Origin of the sequence: Shewanella sairae (genome assembly GCF_023283535.1) — a bacterium.
Lineage (GTDB): Bacteria > Pseudomonadota > Gammaproteobacteria > Enterobacterales > Shewanellaceae > Shewanella > Shewanella sairae.
Map to the genome: position 1 here is coordinate 20,317 of NZ_JAKILT010000016.1, position 22,940 is coordinate 43,256.

The 22,940-nt window shown below is 43.0% G+C and carries 19 protein-coding genes; 13 read left to right on the top strand and 6 right to left on the bottom strand.

The window, feature by feature from the left end; genetic code table 11:
* Positions 1–1,137: a nickel-dependent hydrogenase small subunit gene (gene hyaA, locus L2748_RS08910; protein ID WP_220783237.1), complete on the bottom strand. Its 1,137-nt coding sequence runs from the start codon at positions 1,135–1,137 to the stop codon at positions 1–3.
* A gap of 656 nt (positions 1,138–1,793) precedes the next feature.
* Between hyaA and L2748_RS08915 the strand changes: the two genes are divergently transcribed.
* From L2748_RS08915 to L2748_RS08945, 7 genes are all read left to right on the top strand, one after another.
* Complete coding sequence (locus L2748_RS08915; RefSeq protein ID WP_220781622.1) at positions 1,794–2,186, top strand: hypothetical protein; 393 nt, start codon at positions 1,794–1,796, stop codon at positions 2,184–2,186.
* Positions 2,187–2,419: 233 nt separating this feature from the next.
* Entirely contained in the window at positions 2,420–3,322 is a 903-nt protein-coding gene (gene cyoA / locus L2748_RS08920) for a ubiquinol oxidase subunit II (RefSeq protein ID WP_220781623.1), read from the top strand.
* A 2-nt stretch (positions 3,323–3,324) separates the two neighbouring features.
* Entirely contained in the window at positions 3,325–5,310 is a 1,986-nt protein-coding gene (cyoB, locus tag L2748_RS08925) for a cytochrome o ubiquinol oxidase subunit I (protein WP_220781624.1), read from the top strand.
* A gap of 23 nt (positions 5,311–5,333) precedes the next feature.
* Positions 5,334–5,936, top strand: a complete 603-nt coding sequence (gene cyoC, locus L2748_RS08930) for a cytochrome o ubiquinol oxidase subunit III (RefSeq protein ID WP_246616179.1) — start codon at positions 5,334–5,336, stop codon at positions 5,934–5,936.
* Complete coding sequence (gene cyoD, locus L2748_RS08935; protein WP_220781625.1) at positions 5,933–6,268, top strand: cytochrome o ubiquinol oxidase subunit IV; 336 nt, start codon at positions 5,933–5,935, stop codon at positions 6,266–6,268. The genes cyoC and cyoD overlap by 4 nt, the downstream gene beginning before the upstream one ends.
* A gap of 13 nt (positions 6,269–6,281) precedes the next feature.
* The gene (gene cyoE / locus L2748_RS08940; protein ID WP_220781626.1) at positions 6,282–7,235 is read left to right on the top strand and encodes a heme o synthase; all 954 of its coding nucleotides are present in this window, start codon (positions 6,282–6,284) and stop codon (positions 7,233–7,235) included.
* A gap of 148 nt (positions 7,236–7,383) precedes the next feature.
* Positions 7,384–9,561, top strand: a complete 2,178-nt coding sequence (locus L2748_RS08945; RefSeq protein ID WP_220781627.1) for a M3 family metallopeptidase — start codon at positions 7,384–7,386, stop codon at positions 9,559–9,561.
* Between the two features lie 113 nt (positions 9,562–9,674).
* On the opposite strand, the gene asnS is transcribed toward L2748_RS08945, so the two are convergent.
* Positions 9,675–11,075: an asparagine--tRNA ligase gene (gene asnS, locus L2748_RS08950; RefSeq protein WP_220781628.1), complete on the bottom strand. Its 1,401-nt coding sequence runs from the start codon at positions 11,073–11,075 to the stop codon at positions 9,675–9,677.
* Positions 11,076–11,226: 151 nt separating this feature from the next.
* Between asnS and L2748_RS08955 the strand changes: the two genes are divergently transcribed.
* Complete coding sequence (locus L2748_RS08955) at positions 11,227–11,562, top strand: hypothetical protein (protein WP_220781629.1); 336 nt, start codon at positions 11,227–11,229, stop codon at positions 11,560–11,562.
* Positions 11,563–11,616: 54 nt separating this feature from the next.
* On the opposite strand, the gene L2748_RS08960 is transcribed toward L2748_RS08955, so the two are convergent.
* The gene (locus tag L2748_RS08960) at positions 11,617–12,210 is read right to left on the bottom strand and encodes a CoA pyrophosphatase (protein ID WP_220781630.1); all 594 of its coding nucleotides are present in this window, start codon (positions 12,208–12,210) and stop codon (positions 11,617–11,619) included.
* Positions 12,211–12,300: 90 nt separating this feature from the next.
* Complete coding sequence (gene pabB / locus L2748_RS08965; protein ID WP_220781631.1) at positions 12,301–13,809, bottom strand: aminodeoxychorismate synthase component I; 1,509 nt, start codon at positions 13,807–13,809, stop codon at positions 12,301–12,303.
* A 194-nt stretch (positions 13,810–14,003) separates the two neighbouring features.
* Here pabB and L2748_RS08970 point away from each other — a divergent pair, with 194 nt between their 5' ends.
* The 4 genes from L2748_RS08970 to L2748_RS08985 all read left to right on the top strand — a co-directional run bounded on the left by L2748_RS08970 (position 14,004) and on the right by L2748_RS08985 (position 18,806).
* The gene (locus L2748_RS08970; RefSeq protein ID WP_220781632.1) at positions 14,004–15,524 is read left to right on the top strand and encodes a fumarate hydratase; all 1,521 of its coding nucleotides are present in this window, start codon (positions 14,004–14,006) and stop codon (positions 15,522–15,524) included.
* A 204-nt stretch (positions 15,525–15,728) separates the two neighbouring features.
* Entirely contained in the window at positions 15,729–17,777 is a 2,049-nt protein-coding gene (locus tag L2748_RS08975) for a dipeptidyl-peptidase 5 (RefSeq protein ID WP_220781633.1), read from the top strand.
* A gap of 141 nt (positions 17,778–17,918) precedes the next feature.
* Positions 17,919–18,248, top strand: a complete 330-nt coding sequence (locus L2748_RS08980) for an antibiotic biosynthesis monooxygenase family protein (RefSeq protein WP_220781634.1) — start codon at positions 17,919–17,921, stop codon at positions 18,246–18,248.
* A gap of 123 nt (positions 18,249–18,371) precedes the next feature.
* The gene (locus L2748_RS08985) at positions 18,372–18,806 is read left to right on the top strand and encodes a hypothetical protein (RefSeq protein WP_220781635.1); all 435 of its coding nucleotides are present in this window, start codon (positions 18,372–18,374) and stop codon (positions 18,804–18,806) included.
* Positions 18,807–19,132: 326 nt separating this feature from the next.
* On the opposite strand, the gene L2748_RS24435 is transcribed toward L2748_RS08985, so the two are convergent.
* Entirely contained in the window at positions 19,133–19,495 is a 363-nt protein-coding gene (locus L2748_RS24435) for a prepilin-type N-terminal cleavage/methylation domain-containing protein (RefSeq protein WP_220781636.1), read from the bottom strand.
* A 683-nt stretch (positions 19,496–20,178) separates the two neighbouring features.
* On the bottom strand, positions 20,179–21,759 hold the full coding sequence (locus L2748_RS08995) for an isocitrate lyase (RefSeq protein WP_220781637.1): 1,581 nt from the start codon (positions 21,757–21,759) through the stop codon (positions 20,179–20,181).
* Between the two features lie 110 nt (positions 21,760–21,869).
* Here L2748_RS08995 and L2748_RS09000 point away from each other — a divergent pair, with 110 nt between their 5' ends.
* Positions 21,870–22,826, top strand: coding sequence for a LysR family transcriptional regulator (locus tag L2748_RS09000; protein ID WP_220781638.1), 957 nt, complete (start codon positions 21,870–21,872; stop codon positions 22,824–22,826).
* The last annotated feature ends 114 nt before the right edge of the window (positions 22,827–22,940 follow it).

The following is a 22,940-nucleotide window of genomic DNA, read 5'->3' on the forward strand; positions in this document are numbered from 1 at the left end:
TTATTCCTCTTCAGGCTTGGCTAAAATACTGGCGACAGCATGTGCGCCAATTCCCACTGCGGTGGCACCCAAGATAACTGCGCCTATGGTGTCGCTGGTGGCATCTAAACCATGCAGTAATTGTCTGCCTAAAGGTTTTTCAAAGTCAGCCATATCATCCCAGAAACTTGGCTCTGAGCAGCCGATACAGCCATGGCCTGCAAGCACGGGCCAGCTGATATGGTGGTTGAATCGCTCTGTTGGGCAGTTGTTATAGGTGTACGGGCCCTTACAGCCGACTTTATATAAGCAATAACCATCTTTAGCGCCTTGATCGCCAAACTCTTCTACAAATTCGCCGGCATCAAAGCGGCCACGGCGCTCGCAGTTATCATGTACGCGCGCCCCATAAGCCCACTTAGGACGATTAAACATATCAAGGGCAGGTAGCTTGCCGAACATAATGAAGTACATCAGTGTGCCGACAATATTCTTTTCACTCGGTGGACAACCGCTTAAATTAATCACGGTTTTATCGACAACTTCGTAAACACCTTTGGCACCGGTTGGATTCGGTGCAGCGGCTTGAATACCACCAAATGCGGCGCAGGTGCCGACAGAGATAATCGCTGCCGCACCTTCTGCGGCTTCTTTAACTATGTGTAATCCTGTATGGCCTTTACAGCCTACCGTTAAGTAGGCACCGTTATTAGCGGTTGGTACAGCACCTTCAACCGCAAGCAGGTAGTTGCCTTTATAGGCTTTTAGCGCATGCTCAAGGTTTTCTTCTGCTTGCCAGCCCGCAGCGGCCATCAAGGTTTCGTGGTATTCGAGTGAAACATGTTTAAAGATAAGGGTATCGAGATTGGGGCTATCGGTACGGATCAAAGATTCGGAACAACCAGTACATTCAGCGAGGTGTAACCAAACGAGTGGCACTCTATCAGCAAGCTCTGCAGCTTCAGCGACCAAAGTGCTAAAAGGCAGTGGCAGAGCGAGCATTGCAGTCACTGCAGCGCTCCATTTCATAAAGTCACGACGGGTTATGCCGTTTTGTTGCATTTTTTGCTGTAGCGTTTCACCACCACGTGGTTCTAGCTGGCGAAGTTGTTCTATTCGCGCTAAACCTTGCTGATAAAGGGCTTCATGTGTTTCCATGGTTAAACCTTTTTTTATTTATAAGGAAATTGCTCAACCAAAACAGTCTAGGCCTCATAAATGCGATGGTTCTTGATATGCGTCAAGCTTTACGGACCTTTGTGGGATAGTACACAAAGCAGGTTTAAAGCAGTTGAACTGGATCATCAAAATAATATCCCCTTAGACAAATTGACCCAAAACTGCTTAATAAGTGATGTACCTCACAATTTTTGATTGATTTTTAGCTGTCCCTGAAATCGTTTTAAGTTCTTAATCTGTTAAATGCCTAGGTAATGGAGCGCTATTATTTGAGCGTTAATTCATTAAAGTGTGAGGTGGTCGGCTTGTGCTGGCTGCTTGGTGTGACCCAGGTCTGGTTGGTAGGTTTTTTTGAGAGTTGAGTGGTTTTTATTTTGTTAAATCTGTTAACGAGTTGGATCTTGAGTGTGTTTATTAAGGTTTATTTAATATAAATAAGCATTTTAAGCAGAAAGTGACTTTCATTTTGTGATGGCTTCTTGCTACTCTCCACATTTACGAGGGTACGGTTAATAAGTTTGATTCGTACTTACTCTCTTAAATAATGAAATGTTGACTGTATAGTGTGCAATTTTTACAAGTGCATTAACGAATTGCTCGCATTTATCAACGGCACTCAATAAGCAGGATATTGTTTGAAATTAACTTCTTCACAGCAATGGATTACGACACTGTCACGCTTGACAGAAGAATCTAATGTAAAAAAAGTTAGTTATTCCCTGTTTGTAAATGGGCTGATTTTACTTTTATTCTCAGAAAGTCTTGGCGCATTGGTTGATGTTAGTGAATTAATCGCGCTAGGTGACAGCTTTATTTTAGAATGTTTGGGCGTTAGTTTTGCCAGTTTACTGCTGACTAACCCAATCGTTGTCGAACAATTATGGCGCCTCGTTCGCTATATTCATAAACTGCTGAACGATCTCCTGATCCACAAGCAAACGCCAATTACGCACCTTGCCCCAACTTCCTCACAAGTGGCTGTCGCACACGGTTGCCGCGCTCCACCTTACTTTTCTCAGTGTTTGTAAATTCTATTATTTAGAAACACACCTTTAATTTGTTGATAAAAGATTAAGAGTCGCTTTGGCTTTTTGTTTTTTAGCACATAGCTATTATCAAATAAAATCATAAATATACATGGTCATACCTGTGCGTATTAAGCATGGCTATAACTGCGTGATAAAGATAATAGCCAATGCTGTAGTGCAAGTGTTGTCCTGTCTACAGAGAGATAAAGCTTTAAGGTTAGAGGAATCTTCCTTTGTTTATTAAAAGTTTGAGTAAAGCGACTTTGGCAATATTTTCGATATTGCTTAGTGGCTGCGCAGGCGGCGTGTTAGATCCTAAGGGACAAATAGGTATCGATGAGAAAAACCTCATTGTTATTGCCACGCTGCTAATGTTGATTGTTGTCATTCCGGTTATTTTCATGACGTTGTTTTTTGCATGGAAATATCGCGACGGTCGAGATCACGAGATATACACGCCTAAATGGGCTCATTCAACACTGATAGAAACTGTCGTGTGGTTCGTCCCCATAGTTATTGTTGTAATTTTAGGCGTCATTACTTGGGTATCCACCCATGAACTTGATCCCTACAAACCATTAAAACACGAAGCTACGCCCATTGAGGTAGAAGTGGTTTCGCTTAATTGGAAATGGTTATTTATCTACCCTGAACTGGGGATCGCTTCTGTTAATGAATTGGCTTTTCCTGCCAATGTTCCGGTTAATTTTAAAATAACTTCTGATACCGCGATGAACTCATTTTTCATTCCGCAACTAGGTAGTCAAATTTATTCAATGGCGGGTATGGCAACTCAGCTGCATTTAATCGCCAACGAAGCTGGGACATTCAATGGTATTTCTGCCAATTACAGTGGTGCTGGTTTCGCAGGAATGAAATTTAAAGCGATAGCCACAGCGACTCCTGAAGAGTTCGATGCTTGGGTTGCTAAGGTGAAAAGTCATGATCAAAAACTGGACGAGCAAAGTTACCAGCTGTTGGCTAAACCGAGTGAAAACAATCCCGTTCAATATTATGGCCACGCGAGTAAAGGCATGTTCAACCATATCGTTATGCAATATATGTACATGGAACCCAGCATGGATATGTCACAACATTCAGGGCATATGCCCGCTAAACATGGGGAGTCAAAGTAACCATGTCTATTTTTGGAAAGCTCACTTTAGAGTCTATACCGTATCACGAACCTATTATTATGGTGACATTAGCAGCCGTAGCCGTTATTGGGATTGTGATTGCTGGTCTTATTACTAAATATAAAAAGTGGAACGTGCTATGGAATGATTGGTTCACTTCTGTTGACCATAAACGTTTAGGGATTATGTACATCGTATTGGCTATGGTCATGCTGATCAGAGGATTTTCTGATGCCATTATGATGCGAACCCAGCAGGCGCTTGCTACTAACGGCGCAGCGGGGTACTTACCACCAGAGCACTATGATCAAATCTTCACTGCTCATGGGGTGATTATGATCATTTTTATGGCTATGCCATTTATGATTGGTCTGATGAACCTAGTGGTGCCACTACAAATTGGTGCTCGTGATGTGGCCTTCCCATTTTTAAACAATTTAAGTTTCTGGCTTACCGCCTCTGGTGCGGTTTTGATCAATATCTCACTGGGTTTAGGTGAGTTTGCCAAAACGGGCTGGGTAGCTTATCCACCTTTGTCTGAATTGGCATTTAGTCCAGGAGTCGGAGTTGATTATTATATCTGGGCGCTGCAGATCTCCGGCATAGGAACGACCCTAACAGGCGTTAACTTTATTGCCACAGTATTGAAAATGCGTGCACCGGGTATGAAGTTGATGCAGATGCCTATTTTCACTTGGACCTGCACTTGGGCCAACATCTTAATTGTGGCCTCATTTCCAATCTTGACGGCGTTGTTGGCAATGCTAACGCTTGATCGTTATATGGATTTTCACTTTTTCACCAATGCCGGTGGCGGTAACGCCATGATGTACATCAACTTATTTTGGGCATGGGGACACCCTGAGGTCTATATTCTTATTTTACCGGCCTTTGGTATTTTCTCTGAAGTAATTTCGACCTTTACCTCAAAACGTTTATTTGGCTATAAGTCAATGGTTTGGGCGAGCGGTGCTATCTCTATTTTAGGCTTTATTGTTTGGTTACATCACTTCTTTACTATGGGGTCTAGCGCTAATGTCAATGCCTTTTTTGGGGTGATGACCATGGTTATTGCTGTACCGACTGGGGTGAAGTTATTTAACTGGTTATTTACCATTTATCGTGGCCGTCTCCGAGTGACAGTACCCGTGTTATGGACCTTAGGTTTTATGACCACCTTTACCATTGGCGGCATGACTGGTGTGCTGCTAGCACTGCCGGGTGCTGATTATGTATTGCACAATAGTCTGTTTTTGATTGCGCATTTTCATAACACTATTGTGGGCGGCGCTGTGTTTGGCTATTTAGCCGGATTTGCTTATTGGTTCCCAAAAGCAATGGGCTTTACCTTAAATGAACGTTTAGGAAAGGCCTCATTCTGGTGTTGGCAAGTTGGTTTTTACGTTGCTTTTATGCCTTTGTATGTCCTTGGTTTCTTAGGTATGACACGTCGAATTAGCCACACCGATAACCCGGATTGGAATTTCTGGATCTACTTTGCCGCAGTGGGCGCGTTTATCATTTTTGCTGGTATTGTTTTGCAGTTTGTTCAGCTCTATGTGAGCTTTCGTGACCGCGAGCAAAACCTTGATACTACTGGTGACCCTTGGAACGGGCATACACTTGAATGGTCAACAGCTTCACCGCCTCAGTTCTATAATTTTGCAGTAACCCCAACGGTTTCTGATATCGATGCATTTACAGATATGAAAGAAAAAGGCATCGCTTACCAGCGTTACGCACAATACCAACCAATCCATATGCCAAAAAATACCGCTTGTGGTGTGTTAATCGCGCTCGCACTGACCGCCGCAGGTTTTGCTGCTGTGTGGCACATTCTCTGGCTAGCTATTGCTGGTTTGATGGGCGCCTTTATCGTTTTTCTCGTTAGAGCTTATAGCAATGGACACGATTATTACGTTCAAGGTGATGAGATCACCGCAATTGAGACTGCGCACTTAGATGCCGTAGCAAAGGGGGCTGTATGAATATGGAGATCGCAATGGAGCGTATGACGCAACAAGTGCAATCAGCTGATCCGGTTGAGCATCATGATAGCGATGATACAAAACTGTTTGGCTTTTGGCTTTACTTGATGACGGATTGCATTTTATTTGCGTCAGTATTTGCAACGTATGCAGTGCTGTACATGAATACTGATGGCGGTGTGTCAGGTAAAGACATATTTGAATTGAACTTTGTGTTAGTTGAAACCCTCTCCCTGTTATTTAGCAGTATTACCTTTGGGTTCGCTTTTATTTGTGCCAAACGCAATAAGCGTATAGCCACCTTAAGTTGGTTGTTAGTGACTTTTGCGTTGGGCTGCGTATTTATTGGTATGGAGGTGTATGAGTTTCACCATTTGATTATGGCTGGCCATGGTCCCCAGCGGAGTGCGTTTTTATCCTCATTTTTTGCGCTCGTTGGCTTGCATGGTTTACATGTTACAGCTGGGCTAATTTGGATGGCCATTATGATGGTCGAAATACTAAAAACCGGTCTAAATAATCGCAGTATTACCCGCTTAAATTGTTTAAGTCTGTTTTGGCACTTTCTGGATATTGTTTGGATCTGCGTCTTTACGCTTGTGTATTTATTAGGGGTTATTTCATGAGCCAATCAAAGTTGAATAATATCGAGCAAGTTGATTCAATTTATATGGAGATTAAGTCCTACTTAATCGGCTTTGTGCTGTCGATCATCTTAACCGCCATTCCTTTTTGGTCGGTGATGAAGGCGCCATTTGATAAGCAGATCACCATTGCGGTTGTGCTTGTAACGGCTATCGTACAAATCGTTGTGCATTTAAAGTATTTTTTGCATTTGGATTTTTCGACAAAGGGTCGCCTCAATACATTCTCATTCCTATTTACAGCCTTGGTTATTGTCATGGTCGTAGGCTTGTCAGTGTGGATTATCTACGCTGCGAATGCATTGATGATGTAGCGAGAAATTGATAATGAAAAATATAAGTCAGTTGATATCAACACCGTTGACTACGCCACCTGCTGTATTAACTCGCTATAAGGCGAATCTATTAGGTTATGTCCAAATCACTAAGCCTGGGATCATTCTTGGAAATTTAATTTCTGTTGCTGGAGGCTTTTTGCTGGCAGCAAAAGGGGATGTCAATGTGGGCTTGATGCTGGCAACTCTAATCGGATTGTCTTTAGTCGTTGCGTCAGGTTGCGCGGTGAATAACTGTATTGACCGAGATATCGACGTAAAAATGCAGCGTACGTGTAATCGGGTGACTGCTACTGGCGAGGCGTCGTTAGGTAGCATATTGGCATTGGCTGGCTTACTTGGTGTAGCAGGATTTTGGGCTTTGGCATATTTCACCAATGCAACCGCTTTATTGTTTGCTGCCGTCGGTTACCTAGTTTATGTGGGTTTCTATAGCCTGTACATGAAACGTCGTTCGGTCTACGGCACATTAGTCGGCAGTTTCTCTGGGGCTGTGCCTCCAGTAGTTGGCTACTGCGCGGTTACAGGTAAGTTGGATATTGGCGCGGTTATCTTGTTAGTGATGTTTAGTCTTTGGCAGATGCCGCATTCATATGCGATAGCTATTTTCCGATATGACGACTACCTTGCTGCAAAAATCCCCGTTTTACCCATAGCTAAAGGCATGACCAAAGCTAAATTGCATATTGTGCTTTATATAGCAGTTTTTGCTTTGGTCAGTAGCTTACTGCCATTAACTGGGTATACCGGAATAACCTTTATGGCCGTTACTTGTGCTACCAGCTTATGGTGGCTGGCGATGGCGCTAAAAGGTTATCGCCAAGGAATTAACTTACAGAGGTGGGCGCGACAAGTTTTTGGGTTTTCAATTCTTACCATAACAGCGCTAAGTATCACCATGGCGCTGGATTTTCAACAAGTGGCGCAAACGCCTTTCACACATTAAACACTGGAATAACCCATAAACGGGTTCTTACTTAAGTTGATTTTTAGGACGGGAATACATGATGTGTCCCGTTACTAATGAGTCAGTTATGAGAGCGTAATCAGAAGAAATATAACGACAGAATAACTCAAAAAAGAAGGAGATCTATATGCGTAAAAATCATATCACCCTGGGGATTGCCCTGGCTACAGGGATGTCATTTGTATTATCTGGCTGCACTGTAGAGTCTACAGATGCGGTTAAGGCTAGGAAGCTAAACCTAACTAATGCGGTCCAAACTGCAGTAATACCAATCCAAAACGTGTTGCTTTATCCAAGTCCGTTACAAGACCACGCTCCCCAATTCGATAAAATTCATAACAGTGATTATTTGCCAGCTTTTAAAGTGGGTATGCAACTGCATGATGAACAGATAGATGCGATCATCAATAATCCATCCTTGGCCAATTTTGATAATACCATTGTAGCAATGGAAGCCTCGGGCCAAGAGCTGAATCAAGTCTCGCGGATTTTTTTTGGCTTATTAGGATTAAATTCTGATGATGAGATGCAGAAGATCCAAGCTCAAATCACTCCAGAGCTGACGCGGCATACCGACAATATTTATCTTAATCAAGCTCTCTTCTCTAGAATTGAAACTGTTTATAAAAAGCAATCATTATTAACGCCAGAGCAGCAACGACTAACAGCTATTTACTATAATAAATTTGTTCGAGCAGGCGCTAAGCTTTCCATCGATGAGCAAGCTCGAGTTCGTATTATTAATGCAGCGCTAGCCAATAAAACTGCTGAATATTCACAGAATGTTCTCAAGTCATTTGAAAATGACGCGATTATGGTAAGTGATATTGCACAGCTAGATGGACTCTCTGTTGACGATATAGCGGCGCTTAAGCGAGCGGCGACATCGGCAGGAAAAACGGGGTATATGATAACCCTCGTTAACACCACAAGGCAGCCGATATTATCGCAATTAACTAACCGCGAGTTACGTCAACAAATATGGCATGCATCAGCTAATCGCGCGATAGATGTTAATGGACCTTTAGCTATCGAGATAGCGAAACTTCGCGCGGAGAAAGCGACATTACTCGGTTACCAAACGTGGGCTGCTTATGCGGTTGCCGATCAGATGGCACAAAAACCGGCTGCAGTATTTGAGATCTTAGATTCCTTGGTACCAAAGGCCATCGCTAAAGCGGAGTTAGAATCGCAAGATATACAACAAGAAATCACCAAACAACAAAGAGTCATGCAAGGGACAAGCTTTAAACTGCAGCCTTGGGACTGGGCTTTTTACGCTGAAAAAGTACGCCAACAAAAATTTGATCTCGATGAAAGCCAGTTGAAACCTTACTTTGAATTTAATCGTGTTCTTAATGATGGATTGTTCTATGCGATGCATAAGCTTTATGGCATAGAGTTCAAGCCTCGTCCTGATCTACCTGTTTGGAATGACGATGTTAAGGCATTTGAAGTGTTCGATAAAGACGCAAGCTCCATTGGTCTTTTCTATTTAGATCCCTATGCAAGGCCGGGTAAAAACGGCGGCGCTTGGATGGACGAATTTGTAACTCAATCTGGTTTGTTAGGTAATCGACCTGTTGTTTACAACGCTCTAAATATTCCAAAGCCTTCTGTTGGCAGTCCGACATTGATGACTTTTGATGAAGTAACCACCATGTTTCACGAGTTTGGTCACGCAGTCCATGGGCTGTTTTCTAAGGTTGAATACCCAAGTGTTGCGGGTACTGCTACGGCAAGAGACTTTGTAGAGTTCCCATCTCAGTTTAACGAGGACTGGGATATCAACCCTGTGGTTATCTCACATTACGCAAAACATTATCAAACAGGTGAGCCTATCCCTAAACCGCTGCTAGATAAAGTGCTTAAATCACATAAGTTTAATCAAGGCCATGATACAACAGAGTACCTTGCTGCTGCACTTCTTGACCTTGAGTGGCACTCGATTAGCGTAGACACGCCGATTGAAAACGTTTCAGACTTTGAGCATAAAGTATTGGCTAAGCACGGTATTGATTATGCGACGGTGCCAGCAAGGTATAAAACCAGTTATTTTAGTCACAGTTTTAGCGGCGGCTATTCAGCAGGTTATTACGCTTATTTATGGACAGAAGTACTAGCGGCAGATGCTTTTTCTTATATGGATAGTAATGGAGGGCTTTCTCTTGAAAATGGTAATAAATTCCGAGAAGCGATTCTTTCAAAAGGAAATAGCCAAGATTTAATGCAAGATTATATCAACTACACAGGTAAGCAGCCCAATATTGATAATTTACTTATTCGCCGAGGATTAAACGATTAGTCTATTCATTGATGTTAGCGGCCTAATTTGACAGGATTATATCCTACAAAAAAGCCTCTCATATGAGAGGCTTTTACAATCATTAGTCGCTAACCTTAGTTAGCCAAAAATAATTAGAAGTTTGCAGACTTAGGCGAACGTGGGAATGGAATAACGTCACGGATGTTAGAAACACCTGTTACGTAAGATACCAAACGCTCGAAACCTAGACCGAAACCTGCGTGTGGCACTGTGCCATAACGACGTAAGTCACGGTACCACCAGTAATCTTCTTGGCTCAGTTCCATTTCAGCAAGGCGCGCGTCAAGTACGTCTAAACGCTCTTCACGCTGTGCGCCACCGATGATCTCACCGATGCCTGGAGCTAGAACGTCCATTGCTGCTACAGTTTTACCGTCGTCATTTAAGCGCATGTAGAATGCTTTAATGTCTTTCGGGTAGTTCTTAACAACAACTGGTGCCTTGAAGTGCTCTTCTGCAAGGTAGCGCTCATGCTCTGAATGTAAGTCGATACCCCATTCAACATCGTACTCAAAGTCTTTATCACAAGCTTTAAGAATTTCGATAGCATCAGTGTAATCGATTTGCGCGAAATCACTGGTTACGAAGTTTTCTAGACGAGAAATAGCGGTTTTCTCTACACGTTGTGCAAAGAACTCAAGATCGTCACGACGCTCTTCTAGTACGGCTTTAAAACAGTACTTAAGCATATCTTCAGCAAGTTTTGCTGCGTCATCTAGATTAGCAAAGGCCACTTCAGGCTCAACCATCCAAAACTCTGCTAAGTGACGGCTAGTGTTTGAGTTCTCTGCGCGGAATGTAGGACCAAAAGTATAAACTTTTGACAGTGCACACGCGTAAGTTTCTGCGTTCAACTGACCCGATACCGTTAGGAAAGACTCTTTACCGAAGAAATCTTCACCGTAATCAACAGTGCCTTTGTCAGTGCGCGGTAGGTTCTCAAGATCTAAAGTCGATACACGGAACATCTCACCAGCGCCTTCTGTATCAGATGCTGTGATAAGTGGTGTAGAAACCCAGATATAACCTTGTTCGTTATAAAAGCGGTGAATCGCCTGAGATAAACAGTTACGAACACGTGCAACAGCACCAATAATGTTAGTGCGTGGACGTAGGTGAGCAAGCTCACGTAAATGTTCAATAGAGTGACGCTTAGCTGCCATTGGGTAGGTGTCTGGATCTTCAACCAAGCCAGCAACCTCAACCTTAGTCACTTGCATCTCGAATGCTTGGCCTTGGCCTGGAGATTCAACAACTTCACCAGTCATTACAACAGAGCAACCAGCAGTAAGCTTTAACACTTCGTTGGTGTAATTTTCTAGATTATTTGGCACAACACCCTGAATAGGATCGAAACATGAACCATCATAAACAGCTAGGAATGAGATCCCAGCTTTAGAATCGCGACGGGATCTAACCCAGCCACGCACTGTGATTTGCGAACCAATCGCAAAGTCACCTTTAAACACAGAAGCGACAGATGTAATGCTCATTGTTGCTTAGTTCTCCAACGAAACGTTTTTTTAAATAATTTGGAGGTTTATATTACCTGTATAAACACTTTTCTCAAGTGGAAAGTAGGGTATCTTGGTGCCTAAATTGTTATTCTGACGACAATCATGACAAAAACTACGGATGGCTTGCATGAATAGAGCAAAATTGTTCCAATTTATACTGTCGGCACTATCGATAATCGGCTGGTCTTTGGCTATTTATGCACTAATGCTATTTGACCAAGCGCGTCCAGACACCGCAATTGGTTATTACCAAAGTCATGGTGCTGAAATTAGGCTTGAATGGGATCCTAGTAAAACCGTTTTACTAGAACATATTATTTGGATCTGTGCCGGGCTTAGCTTTATTAACCTAGCATTTAACTTCTATATTGCCCGCCATAGCAAACTTGGCTGGTGGGTCAATATCCCATTATTGTTTACATGCTCGCTAGCTGCTGGTTTGTATATTCGGTTTGTGGTCTAGGCGAGAGTAGAGGGGATAGAGTTAACGGGCTGTGTGATAGCCATTGTCATAGCCCTAGTTATAACTATTGTTATTCAGTTGCCGACACAGCAAATCAATCATTGCTGCTGTCGCGCCCCAAATAAAATGTTGCTGATAAGGAATGAAGTGCACTGGGTAGCGAATGCCTTTACGGCTAAACTTTTGACTGTGCCGGTTATCTTGCTTAAGTAGGAATGATAGCGGCACGGTAAAGTACTCATCGACTTCACCTGGATCAATAACAGGCGTAAAAGCGTTTTTGACAATGGCGACATAAGGCGTGATCTCAAAACCAGTGAATGTCTTATGGGGCGGTAGTGCACCAATCACTTCAACATTACTTTGCAATAAGCCAATCTCTTCCTCTGCCTCACGTAGCGCGGTTGCTTGATAACTATTATCGGTTTGTTCAACCTTGCCGCCGGGAAAACTAATTTGTCCCGGGTGGGCTCTAAGGTGTGTGGGACGTTTAGTTAGGATAAGCTGTAGCTCATTGTCGATTTCATGAATGGCAATGAGCACTGCAGCTTGGCGAAGCGGATATTCAATATCACGAATAAGATTAGGCTGTTCAAGTTCTGGCAAAGTATTAAGCTGGTACTTACTTCTAAACTCTGCCAAATCCATTGAATATCCTTTTTGTGCTTATTGAGTTATTACTGCTTAATAACGGTTTAAGTACCAATGCCTATTTTCTCCAAGTTTACTAAATCAGAGTTAGCTTTGGTTCAACTCAGACAAGATTGGCAGAATACGACTTAGCTTATCAAACGTCTCTTGATACTCTGCGTCTACCTTAGAGTCTGCCACGATGCCGCCGCCTGCCCAACAATGTAGGGTGCCGCTTGCACTATTATCATTGCTGCTAGTATTGCGCTCGGCCACTAAGGTGCGGATGGTAATACTGGTATCCATATTACCGTCTTGGCTGATATAACCGATAGAACCACAATAGAGACTTCTTCTAGAGGGTTCAAGCTCCTCTATTATCGACATGGCGCGGATTTTAGGCGCACCAGTAATCGAGCCCCCGGGGAAGCAGGCTTTTAATAAGTCGCTTGGCGTGAGACCAGATTTTAGTGTTGCGGTTACTGTGCTGACTAAGTGATGCACCGCTGGGAAGCTTTCAATTTCAAATAAGTGAGGAACGCGCACGCTACCAGCAGCTGCCACTTTACCGATATCGTTACGCAGCAGGTCTACAATCATCAAATTTTCAGCGCGATCTTTGGTCGAGACTTTAAGGATCTCCGCCAGTTGCAGATCACGTTCGCTGTCTTTATCCCGTGGCATGGTGCCTTTAATCGGTTTAGTTTGTATTTGACCTTGTTGATGCTGAATAAAGCGCTCTGGTGAGATAGACAAAATTGCATGCTGGGCTAAACGCATAAAAGCGGAGAACGGCGCACCGTTAGTTTCGCGCAGCGCCTGATAAGCTTGCCACTCGCTACCTTGATACTGCGCGCTAAAACGCTGAGTTAAGTTAATTTGGTAACAATCCCCACTCAGCAGATACTCTTTTACTCGCTCAAAACGCTGCTGATATTGCTGTTTTGTTAGCTGATTGTGCCACTGACTCGTTAGTTTAAAATCGGCGTTAGTCTGTGAATCATTTGGCTGCTGTTGCGCGGTTTTATTTAGCAATAAAGCGTTTAAACGTGTTTCAAGGTTCAGTAAGTGAGTATCTGACAGGTAATGCACCAAATGCCAACAACGCTGTTGATAGTCAAAGATAAGCGCCCAGTCGTAGAGACCGACATTCATTTCAGGCAGGGTAATATCATTAGCCGCAATCGTTGGCAGCGACTCAATACCGCGACCAAGATCATAACTAAAACTTCCCATAGCGCCGCCACTGAAGATAAACGGACTGACTTTAGATTGCGGGTAATACTCTGCCAGCATGTCATTTAATAGCGCGAAAGGATCGTTATCAACACTGCAATATTGCTGCGCTTCTATTTGCGGCGCGTGCTCAGTTCCATCAAACGAGATAAGTGGCTGCCTATTGGCGGCGCAACTGACGATTGTACTTTGATTTTGTGTCACTAGGGTGGCGATAGGTTCGGCGCAGATCACATCGTATCTGGCATCACAGTGATCTGCATTGGCGGAATCAAGCAAAATAGCCCACTGAGAATCAGCAAAAGCACTAAAAATTTCAGTCGTGCTTAAATTCCAATCAAGACGCTTATGAAAAACTGCTTTTTGCGTCATTTTGTTCATCTATTAACCCTATCTAAAATGTGATGTTTAACTCAAACTCGCGAAAGAGTATCATACTGCTTACACAAGTAATAAAAACAAAACATGTGAGCTTTAATGGCGACTGAAGTCATTAACACTAAGCAATAGAGTCACTAACCATTGCGTGTGTGATTTCAGCCAGTTTATAAGTGTCTGCTAAAAAGGAAGTATCTGTGAGCAAAGAAGTCCCTGTAATCAAGCAAGCCGATCTTATTGAAAGCGTTGCTGATGCCCTACAATATATCTCTTATTATCACCCAAAAGACTTTGTTGATGCGATGAGTGAAGCTTACGAACGTGAGCAAAGTGCTGCCGCTAAAGATGCAATTGCGCAAATTCTTATCAACTCACGTATGTCTGCAGAAGGTAAACGTCCGTTATGCCAAGACACGGGTATTGTAACCTGTTTCGTTAAAATCGGTATGGGCGTGCAGTGGGATAAAACCGATATGACCGTACAGGAAATGGTTGATGAGGGCGTACGTCGCGCTTATACCAATCCTGATAACCCACTTCGTGCATCAATTGTTGCCGATCCTGCTGGTGGCCGTAAGAATACCAAAGACAATACGCCATCAGTTGTGCATGTTGAGATGGTCCCTGGAAACCATGTTGATGTGGCTATTGCTGCTAAAGGTGGCGGTTCTGAAAACAAATCTAAGATGGTGATGTTAAACCCATCTGATGACATTGCTGCTTGGGTAGAGAAGACACTACCAACAATGGGCGCGGGTTGGTGTCCACCGGGTATGTTAGGTATAGGTATTGGCGGTACAGCGGAAAAAGCGGCGGTAATGGCAAAAGAGTCATTAATGGATCCGGTTGACATCCATGAGCTGCAAGCTCGCGGGGCAGAGACCACAGATGAAAAACTACGTTTAGAGATTTTTGAACGTTCAAATAAATTAGGTATTGGCGCGCAAGGTCTTGGCGGCGTTACGACTGTACTTGATATCAAAATCAAATCTGCACCAACACATGCTGCGTCTAAGCCTGTTGTGATGATCCCTAATTGTGCGGCTACACGTCATGTTCATTTCCATTTAGACGGTACAGGTCCTGCGGATCTTAGCCCGCCTTCACTTGAGGATTGGCCAGAAATCACTTGGGAAGTGGGTGAGAGTGTTCGCCGTGTTGATTTAAACACAGTGACTCAAGCAGAAATGCAACAGTGGAAGAGCGGCGACACCTTGTTGCTGAACGGTAAAATGCTAACCGGTCGTGACGCGGCCCATAAACGCATTCAAAGCCTGATAGAAAGCGGTGAAGGTCTGCCTGATGGTGTCGACTTTAAAGGTAAGTTTATCTATTACGTGGGTCCAGTTGATCCAGTTGGTGATGAAGTTGTTGGCCCTGCAGGTCCTACAACCGCAACACGTATGGATAAGTTTACTGAGCTGATGCTAGAGAAAACAGGTCTTATGGGCATGATTGGTAAAGCAGAGCGTGGGCCTGCAACGGTTGAATCAATTAAACAACATAAGTCGTGTTATTTAATGGCTGTAGGCGGCGCTGCTTACCTCGTTTCTAAGGCTATTAAGAAAGCCCGTGTTGTGGCGTTTGAAGACTTAGGTATGGAAGCAATTTACGAGTTTGATGTAAAAGATATGCCTGTCACTGTTGCGGTTGATTCTGACGGGGTTAACGCCCATGAAACCGGTCCAGCAATTTGGAAGGTTAAGTTACAAGGGTAAGTTAATAGATTGGCTTGCTATTTAGCCCAATCGTTAAGTCGACTGAAATAATTTGTTGCAGTCGGTTTTGCTAGAAAGGCTTAGGCATATTGCCTAAGCCCTCTATTTTGGCTAATGTGCTGGTCAACTGACAAATAAATCAGTGTGTTACAAATTGAACTGAAAACGATAACCACCATTAACGATAACAATAAGATAATTACGATGAAAAAAACTGCAATCATAATGGCGCTTGCGTCTGCAGGCATGGTTTTTAGCGCACAAGCCGCATCTCCAAAGCCTTTTACCGTTCAAGATTTAGTTAAAATGAATAAGCTGCATTCAGCAGCTCTGTCTAATGACGGCACAAAAATTGTTTATGCCGTGAAAAATATTGATGCAGAAGGAGAGGCGACTACCGACCTTTATCTGCAAGATTTAAGCTCTACAGCTCAAGCAAAACAGATCACCAGTGCAGCCGGTACAGAGCATAGCGTGACCTTTGGTCCACATGACAAAAGCATCTATTTTTTAGCTGCGCGCGATGGTTCAAGTCAGATCTACAAGCTGGCACTTGATGGCGGTGAAGCGATTCAAGTTACCGATTTTCCACTGGATGTTGAAGGCTTTAAATTATCACAAGATGGTAAACAAGCCGTTGTGAACATGCGTGTGTTCCCAGAGTGTAAAGATCTTGCTTGTTCTAAAGACAAGTTTACCGAAGACGCTGAGCGTGACACTACGGGCCGCGAATATAAACAGTTGATGGTGCGTCATTGGGATACATGGAGCGACCATTCAAGAAGCCACCTGTTTGTCGCCCAATTAAATGGCACTAAAGTGTCTGATGCAGTTGATGTAACCGCAGGTCTTGATACTGAAACGCCGCCTAAGCCATTCTCGGGCATGGAAGAAGTAACCTTTACACCAGATGGTAAGCATGTGGTTTATACCGCTAAAGCGCCAGGTAAAGACCAAGCTTGGATCACCAATTACGATTTATGGAAAGTGAGTGTGGCTGGTGGCAAGGCTGAGAACTTAACTGAAGCAAATAAAGCGTGGGATGCACATCCTACGTATTCTGCTGACGGCCGCTACCTAGCGTACTTTGCGATGACTAAGCCGGGTTTTGAAGCTGACCGTTACCGCATTATGCTGCGCGACACTGTAACGGGCCAAGAGAAAGAAGTGGCGCCGTTATGGGATCGTAGCCCAAGCTCGTTAGCATTTGGTAAAGACAATAAGACCTTATATGTTACCGCGCAAGATGTTGGCCAAGTGTCTATCTTTGAAGTTAATACCCAATTTGGCGATGTAAAGACTATCTATAACGAAGGTAGCAACAGCATTGTTGGGGTAAATAACGACAAGATTATCTTTAGCCATAAGTCATTGGTTGAGCCGGGCGATCTTTACACCATGAACCTTGACGGTCAGGACGTCAATCGCATTACTGACATCAACAAAGACAAGCTTGCTAAAGTTAAGTTTGGTGAGTACCAGCAATTTAGCTTTAAAGGCTGGAATAACGAAGAAGTTTACGGTTACTGGATCAAACCTGCTAATTACAAAGCGGGCGAGAAATATCCAATTGCCTTCTTAGTGCACGGTGGACCACAAGGCTCGTTTGGTAACTCGTTCAGCAGTCGTTGGAATCCACAGTTATGGGCGGGTGCCGGTTACGGTGTAGTGATGATCGACTTCCACGGCTCTACAGGCTATGGACAAGCATTTACCGATTCAATCACTCAAGATTGGGGCGGTAAACCGCTTGAAGATCTGCAAAAAGGCCTAGCAGCTGTGACTAAGCAGCAAAAATGGTTAGACGGCGATAATGCCTGTGCATTGGGCGGTTCTTATGGTGGTTACATGATGAACTGGATCCAAGGTAACTGGAACGACGGCTTTAAGTGCCTGGTTAACCATGCGGGTCTGTTTGATATGCGCTCTATGTACTATGTAACTGAAGAACTTTGGTTCCCAGAGTTTGAGTTTGGTGGCACATACGATAAAAACAAAGAGCTGTATGAGAAGTTTAACCCAGTCAACTATGTTGAAAACTGGCAGACGCCAATGCTTGTTATCCACGGTGAAAAAGACTTCCGTGTGCCTTATGGTCAAGGCTTAGCTGCGTTTACTTACATGCAGCGTAACGGCATTCCATCTGAGTTATTAATTTACCCAGATGAAAATCACTGGATCCTCAACCCTGATAACCTAGAGCAATGGTACGCTAATGTACTTGGTTGGATGGATCGCTGGACTGAGAAGTAACTAACAGATCGAATTGCAAGTCTTAAACTAGAAGAAAGCCAGAGCTAACGTTCTGGCTTTTTTATGCTGGTTGGTATTACTACTTCCACATAACGCTTATTTGATCACACAGTTTATGTACTTTTAACAAGGATAAGTTTAATGAGTCTGATAGCAACAACACCCAAGCCACCCTATTATTGTGTCGTTTTTACTTCTGAAATGACCGTTGAAAATGATGGTTACGTAACAATGGCTCAACGAATGGTTGAGCTGGCGGAGCAGCAACAAGGCTTTCTTGGTATGGAGTCTGCTAGGGAACAAGTCGGGCTCACAGTTTCATATTGGCAAAGCCTTGAAGCTATTAAGGTTTGGAAACAGAATGCTGAGCACCTAGAAGCACAAAAGTTAGGCAAGAAAAAATGGTATTCATCCTTTGCTTTGCGTATTGCAAAAGTTGAACGTGACTATTCATTTAAGGCTCCTTCTTAGCCTTGTATTTAGTTAGCCGCTTAATATGTTTAAATCTTAGTATTCGACGGCTAAGTCTAGCTAAAAGATACCGAGTACTGGGGCGTTTAGAGTCAATTTGTTGGTAGAGTTTTAGGTTTTGATATGGAAATCGTTTTACAAGATCCGTCTATTGCATGGTCTAAGTTTAGTATTTTTATGTGGTTTTCTGTATTAGCGGTAGTGCTTACCTATATCGTTATTAGAATTGACGCATACCGCAAGATGAAAAAGCTAAAGCCAAAAATAGTGTTGTTAAAATGCGGATTTTTACCTTTATTACTGCTGTATGTTGGATACACAGAACAATTAAATCGGTTCTATGCGCTAGAAATAGGCGATAGCGGCGTTTTAACACTGCAATATGTCTTTCCTAAAGGGAAACATATTTTGGTTGACGATTATCGCGCTAAAGTTAGCCGTGACAGGGCGCGTTGTTCACTTAATATATTTAGTGAAGGTGAACGGTGGAAAAGTGTCATGGTGGCTGACAGCAACCTCTGCCAACAATCATTGGCATCGATAAGTAATGCTTTATAGTAAGTCGCAAAGATTGTTTTTGCGACTAGCTGATAACGACACTTTTATAGCGCCAAGTTTAGGCTTGTAAAGTGAGATTGAGACAATGCCTAAATGTTTACATCATTTAGGCATCTTGGTTATTAGTGGTTCAATAAACTGGCTTTAGCAGTCTTTTGTGTAAGCTTTTACACCATAACTACGCACACTTGTGGGAGAACTGTATTCAACATGGCATTGAAAGCTGCCACTTCGAATATCACTCAGTTTGTCGCTCCATTGATTTGGTACAATCGCGGTAGCAGATTGGTGCGGCGTTACTGTTGTAAAAGCAGAGTCAGATTCAGCTAAACCAAACGCTTGTCGGTAATTGGGGCCCGCAGTGCTCGATAAGGGCGGCAGTGGATACCCAAGGCTAACATATAAACGCGTACCTGATACATCGACAAAGAATTCACCAGCTTAGGATGCCCACCACATTGATAACTACAACCTTCAAGCTGCTCAATATTATCTAAGGCGCTTTTACTATAAACCAGCTGGTTTTGGCTACTGATCTCACCCGCTAAACTTTGCAGTTGCGCAATTTTAGCGTCTCGGCTTAAGCCAACAAATTTTGGCGCTGCTAACACGGCAATAATGCCAAGAATGACGATGACAACGACTAATTCAATTAAGGTAAAACCTTTGTTTTTTGCAAAATAGCTCATGTCTTTGTCTGAGCGATTATTGTGCGAGAGGGCTGGTATTGCAGTTGATACAGTGGGCGTTGTAAAACGCGTGAAAAGGCGAATAAAAAGACTAGTGAATATCGAATTACAGGTAAAAGGCATAGTTAACTCTTGCTGTTTACAGACGCGGCGCAGACTAACGGTTCAATTTATCATTCGCAAGGTTGACCTGATACATTTTGATACAAGGCTGTTAAAGTGTTAACTCGGTCACTAATTTGTAGCGCTTGGATTCTAGTGGCTAGAGTCTAGTGCTTAGATAGCAATTATTAGTTTGTTGTCATTAGTCATTAGAAAGCAGCTAATAGAAGGTCGCTAATAGATTTTTGCGAAGGCGTTAAATTAGACTATGACCGATTAGGTATGAGTTAAATGGGGTTGTGAATACTTAATGGTTGAATATTAACCTTGAGCGATTAACGGTAAATCTTTTGTGAAAAAATTTGCACTAAAATGCATTGATTGTATCCAGGCTTATGAAATTTGCCTTGTAATCAAACACTTGATTGAATGAATGTTTAGATGTGTAACTGATTTGGCGGCGCAAACTATCCGGATAATTGACCAAAATAAAAAGACCTGCTCAATAGCAGGCCTTTTATAATTAGCTCATTAAATACTTAAGTCCACTTCAAAAACTCAATGACTTAATGACGACTTAGCTAAAATTGGTTCATGGTATTGTCTTTACCAGATGCTTTTAGTGCCTGGTCACCAGAGAAGTACTCTTTGTGATCATCACCCATATCTGAACCTGCCATGTTTTGGTGCTTAACACAGGCGATACCTTGGCGGATCTCTTTACGCTGAACATTGGCTACATAGCCAAGCATACCTTGGTCGCCGAAGTACTCTTTGGCTAAGTTATCAGTTGATAGCGCAGCAGTATGGTAAGTCGGTAGTGTAATCAAGTGATGGAAAATACCAGCTTCACGTGCAGCATCAGCTTGGAAGGTACGGATTTTTTCATCTGCTTGTACAGCTAGCTCGGTATTGTCGTAATCCACGCTCATTAGCTTGTCACGGTCATAAGCGGATACGTCTTGACCTGCTTCATTCATTAAATCGAAAACTTGCTGACGGAAGTTTAACGTCCAGTTAAACGATGGCGAGTTGTTGTAAACCAGCTTTGCGTTCGGAATGGTTTCACGGATCTTATTTACCATTGCGCCAATCTGCGCAACGTGTGGCTTTTCTGTTTCAATCCAAAGTAAGTCAGCACCGTTTTGTAGTGATGTAATACAATCAAGCACACAACGTTCTTCACCTGTGCCAGCACGGAACTGGAATAAGCCGTTTGGTAAACGTGATGGCTTAACAAGTTGACCATTTTGCTTAAATACCACATCACCGTTAGCAAGATTGGCTGCATCTACCGCTTCGACTTGTAAGAATGAGTTGTATTGGTCGCCTAAGTCGCCCGCTTCGTTGGTTACGGCAATCTTTTGCGTCAAGCCTGCACCTAATGAGTCAGTACGCGCCACAATTACACCATCATCAATGCCTAGTTCTAGGAATGCATAACGAACGGCGTTGATTTTTGCTAAGAACTCAACGTGGGGTACGGTAACTTTACCGTCCTGGTGACCACATTGCTTAACGTCAGACACTTGGTTTTCAAGCTGAATACAGCATGCGCCGGCTTCGATCATCTGCTTAGCCATCAGGTAAGTCGCTTCTTCGTTACCAAATCCGGCATCGATATCGGCAATAATTGGTACAACATGGGTTTCGAAGTTATCGATTTTTGCTTGGATTGCCGCTTTTTCAGATTCTGCTGCAGCATCTAGCTGGCGAAATAGACCACCGAGTTCACGGGCATCAGCTTGGCGCAAGAAGGTATACAGCTCTTTGATGAGCGAGGCTACAGAAGTCTTTTCATGCATTGATTGGTCTGGAAGGGGACCAAACTCACTGCGCAGTGCTGCAACCATCCAACCCGAAAGGTAAAGGTAACGGCGCTTAGTGGTAAGCAAATGCTTTTTAATAGAGATCATTTTTTGCTGACCAATAAATCCATGCCAGCAACCTAAAGATTGGGTGTACTGCGACGAGTCTTTGTCGTAGTTGTCCATATCTTCACGCATAATTTTTGCAGTGTATTTAGCAATATCTAAACCCGTTTTAAAACGGTTTTGTAGACGCATACGGGCTACAGACTCTGGGTTGATTGCATTCCATGCACTACCTTCACCATTAATCAAGGTAGCAGCTTCATCGATGTTTGTTCTGTAATTTGTCATGTGTCTATTCCTTTAACAATATGATTAGCGGCGATTGATTACGTTGAAAATATTAGTAAGATTTGTTTAAATAAGTCTAATTTATAGTTTCTATGTCCGGTATTTATTTTATGAATATATCTCGTATCGATTTGAATTTGTTGGTTTATCTTGATGTGTTGCTACGTGAAAAAAATGTTACAAAGGCGGCAGATCAACTGGGAATTAGCCAACCAGCAATGAGTAATGGCTTAAAAAGGTTACGCACTTTATTTGATGATCCGCTGCTAATAAGAACCAGCCAAGGCATGACGCCTACAGAGCGAGCACAGGAGCTACAGCCTACAATTAGTGAGCTAATCATTGGGCTTGAAAAAGCGGTGCAACCTCGAGCTGAGTTTAACGCCGCAGAAAGCGAGCAAGTGTTTAGAGTCATGGCTAGCGACTACGCAGAAGCTACGTTAATCCCACCACTTATCGCAAGGTTGCGTACTGAAGCGCCTAATGTGATCCTCGATATTATGACCCCAAGTGATGTGAGCTTCCCCGATGTAGAGCAAGGTCGAGTGGATATGGTGATCAACCGCTTCGATAGTATTCCACAGTCGTTTCATCAAAAAGTGTTATGGAGTGATGACTTTAGTTGCTTGATTAGTAAAACAAATCCAGTTCTAGATAAGTTTTCATTAGACAGCTATTTAAAAGCTAACCATGTTTGGGTGAGTAAAACTGGCATGGGTGTGGGAGTGGGAATGGACCCTGGCGATGTGCAAAGGTTAGGTTGGGTTGATGAGGCCTTAACAAAAATAGGTGTACAGCGGCGGATCACCGTGTTTACTCGCCATTATCAAGCTGCCTGTTTGTTGGCTGAACAACAAGATTTGATCGCAACCATACCAAGTAAAATGGCAAAACAGCACGAGAATAACGAGCGAGTTTGTATTGTTCCGCCGCCGTTTATCATTCAGCCTATTGCACTTACCATGGCCTGGAGCCCACTACTACAGCATAACCCAGCGCATAAGTGGATGCGTCAATTGATCACTCAAACTGCTGACAGCTTTGGTCGTGAATCCTTATTGAAGTAACAAATTTACAACATGGTTGTTTATTTACGCAAAAAATGCATTTTTAATAACTATGGTGAATGCTGGATATAAATAGTATAAATTTCATAAATAATATTGGCGTGGTATAGGCTA

Bases quoted from the DNA above. Each gene is read 5' to 3' on its own strand.
- L2748_RS08975 (WP_220781633.1), top strand. From the start codon at position 15,729: ATGAAAAAAACTGCAATCATAATGGCGCTTGCGTCTGCAGGCATGGTT.
- cyoD (WP_220781625.1), top strand. From the start codon at position 5,933: ATGAGCCAATCAAAGTTGAATAATATCGAGCAAGTTGATTCAATTTAT.
- cyoE (WP_220781626.1), top strand. From the start codon at position 6,282: ATGAAAAATATAAGTCAGTTGATATCAACACCGTTGACTACGCCACCT.
- L2748_RS24435 (WP_220781636.1), bottom strand. From the start codon at position 19,495: ATGAGCTATTTTGCAAAAAACAAAGGTTTTACCTTAATTGAATTAGTC.
- cyoC (WP_246616179.1), top strand. From the start codon at position 5,334: ATGACGCAACAAGTGCAATCAGCTGATCCGGTTGAGCATCATGATAGC.
- L2748_RS08980 (WP_220781634.1), top strand. From the start codon at position 17,919: ATGAGTCTGATAGCAACAACACCCAAGCCACCCTATTATTGTGTCGTT.
- asnS (WP_220781628.1), bottom strand. From the start codon at position 11,075: ATGAGCATTACATCTGTCGCTTCTGTGTTTAAAGGTGACTTTGCGATT.
- pabB (WP_220781631.1), bottom strand. From the start codon at position 13,809: ATGAACAAAATGACGCAAAAAGCAGTTTTTCATAAGCGTCTTGATTGG.
- L2748_RS08985 (WP_220781635.1), top strand. From the start codon at position 18,372: ATGGAAATCGTTTTACAAGATCCGTCTATTGCATGGTCTAAGTTTAGT.
- L2748_RS08945 (WP_220781627.1), top strand. From the start codon at position 7,384: ATGCGTAAAAATCATATCACCCTGGGGATTGCCCTGGCTACAGGGATG.
- L2748_RS08995 (WP_220781637.1), bottom strand. From the start codon at position 21,759: ATGACAAATTACAGAACAAACATCGATGAAGCTGCTACCTTGATTAAT.
- hyaA (WP_220783237.1), bottom strand. From the start codon at position 1,137: ATGGAAACACATGAAGCCCTTTATCAGCAAGGTTTAGCGCGAATAGAA.
- L2748_RS08955 (WP_220781629.1), top strand. From the start codon at position 11,227: ATGAATAGAGCAAAATTGTTCCAATTTATACTGTCGGCACTATCGATA.
- L2748_RS09000 (WP_220781638.1), top strand. From the start codon at position 21,870: ATGAATATATCTCGTATCGATTTGAATTTGTTGGTTTATCTTGATGTG.
- cyoB (WP_220781624.1), top strand. From the start codon at position 3,325: ATGTCTATTTTTGGAAAGCTCACTTTAGAGTCTATACCGTATCACGAA.
- L2748_RS08960 (WP_220781630.1), bottom strand. From the start codon at position 12,210: ATGGATTTGGCAGAGTTTAGAAGTAAGTACCAGCTTAATACTTTGCCA.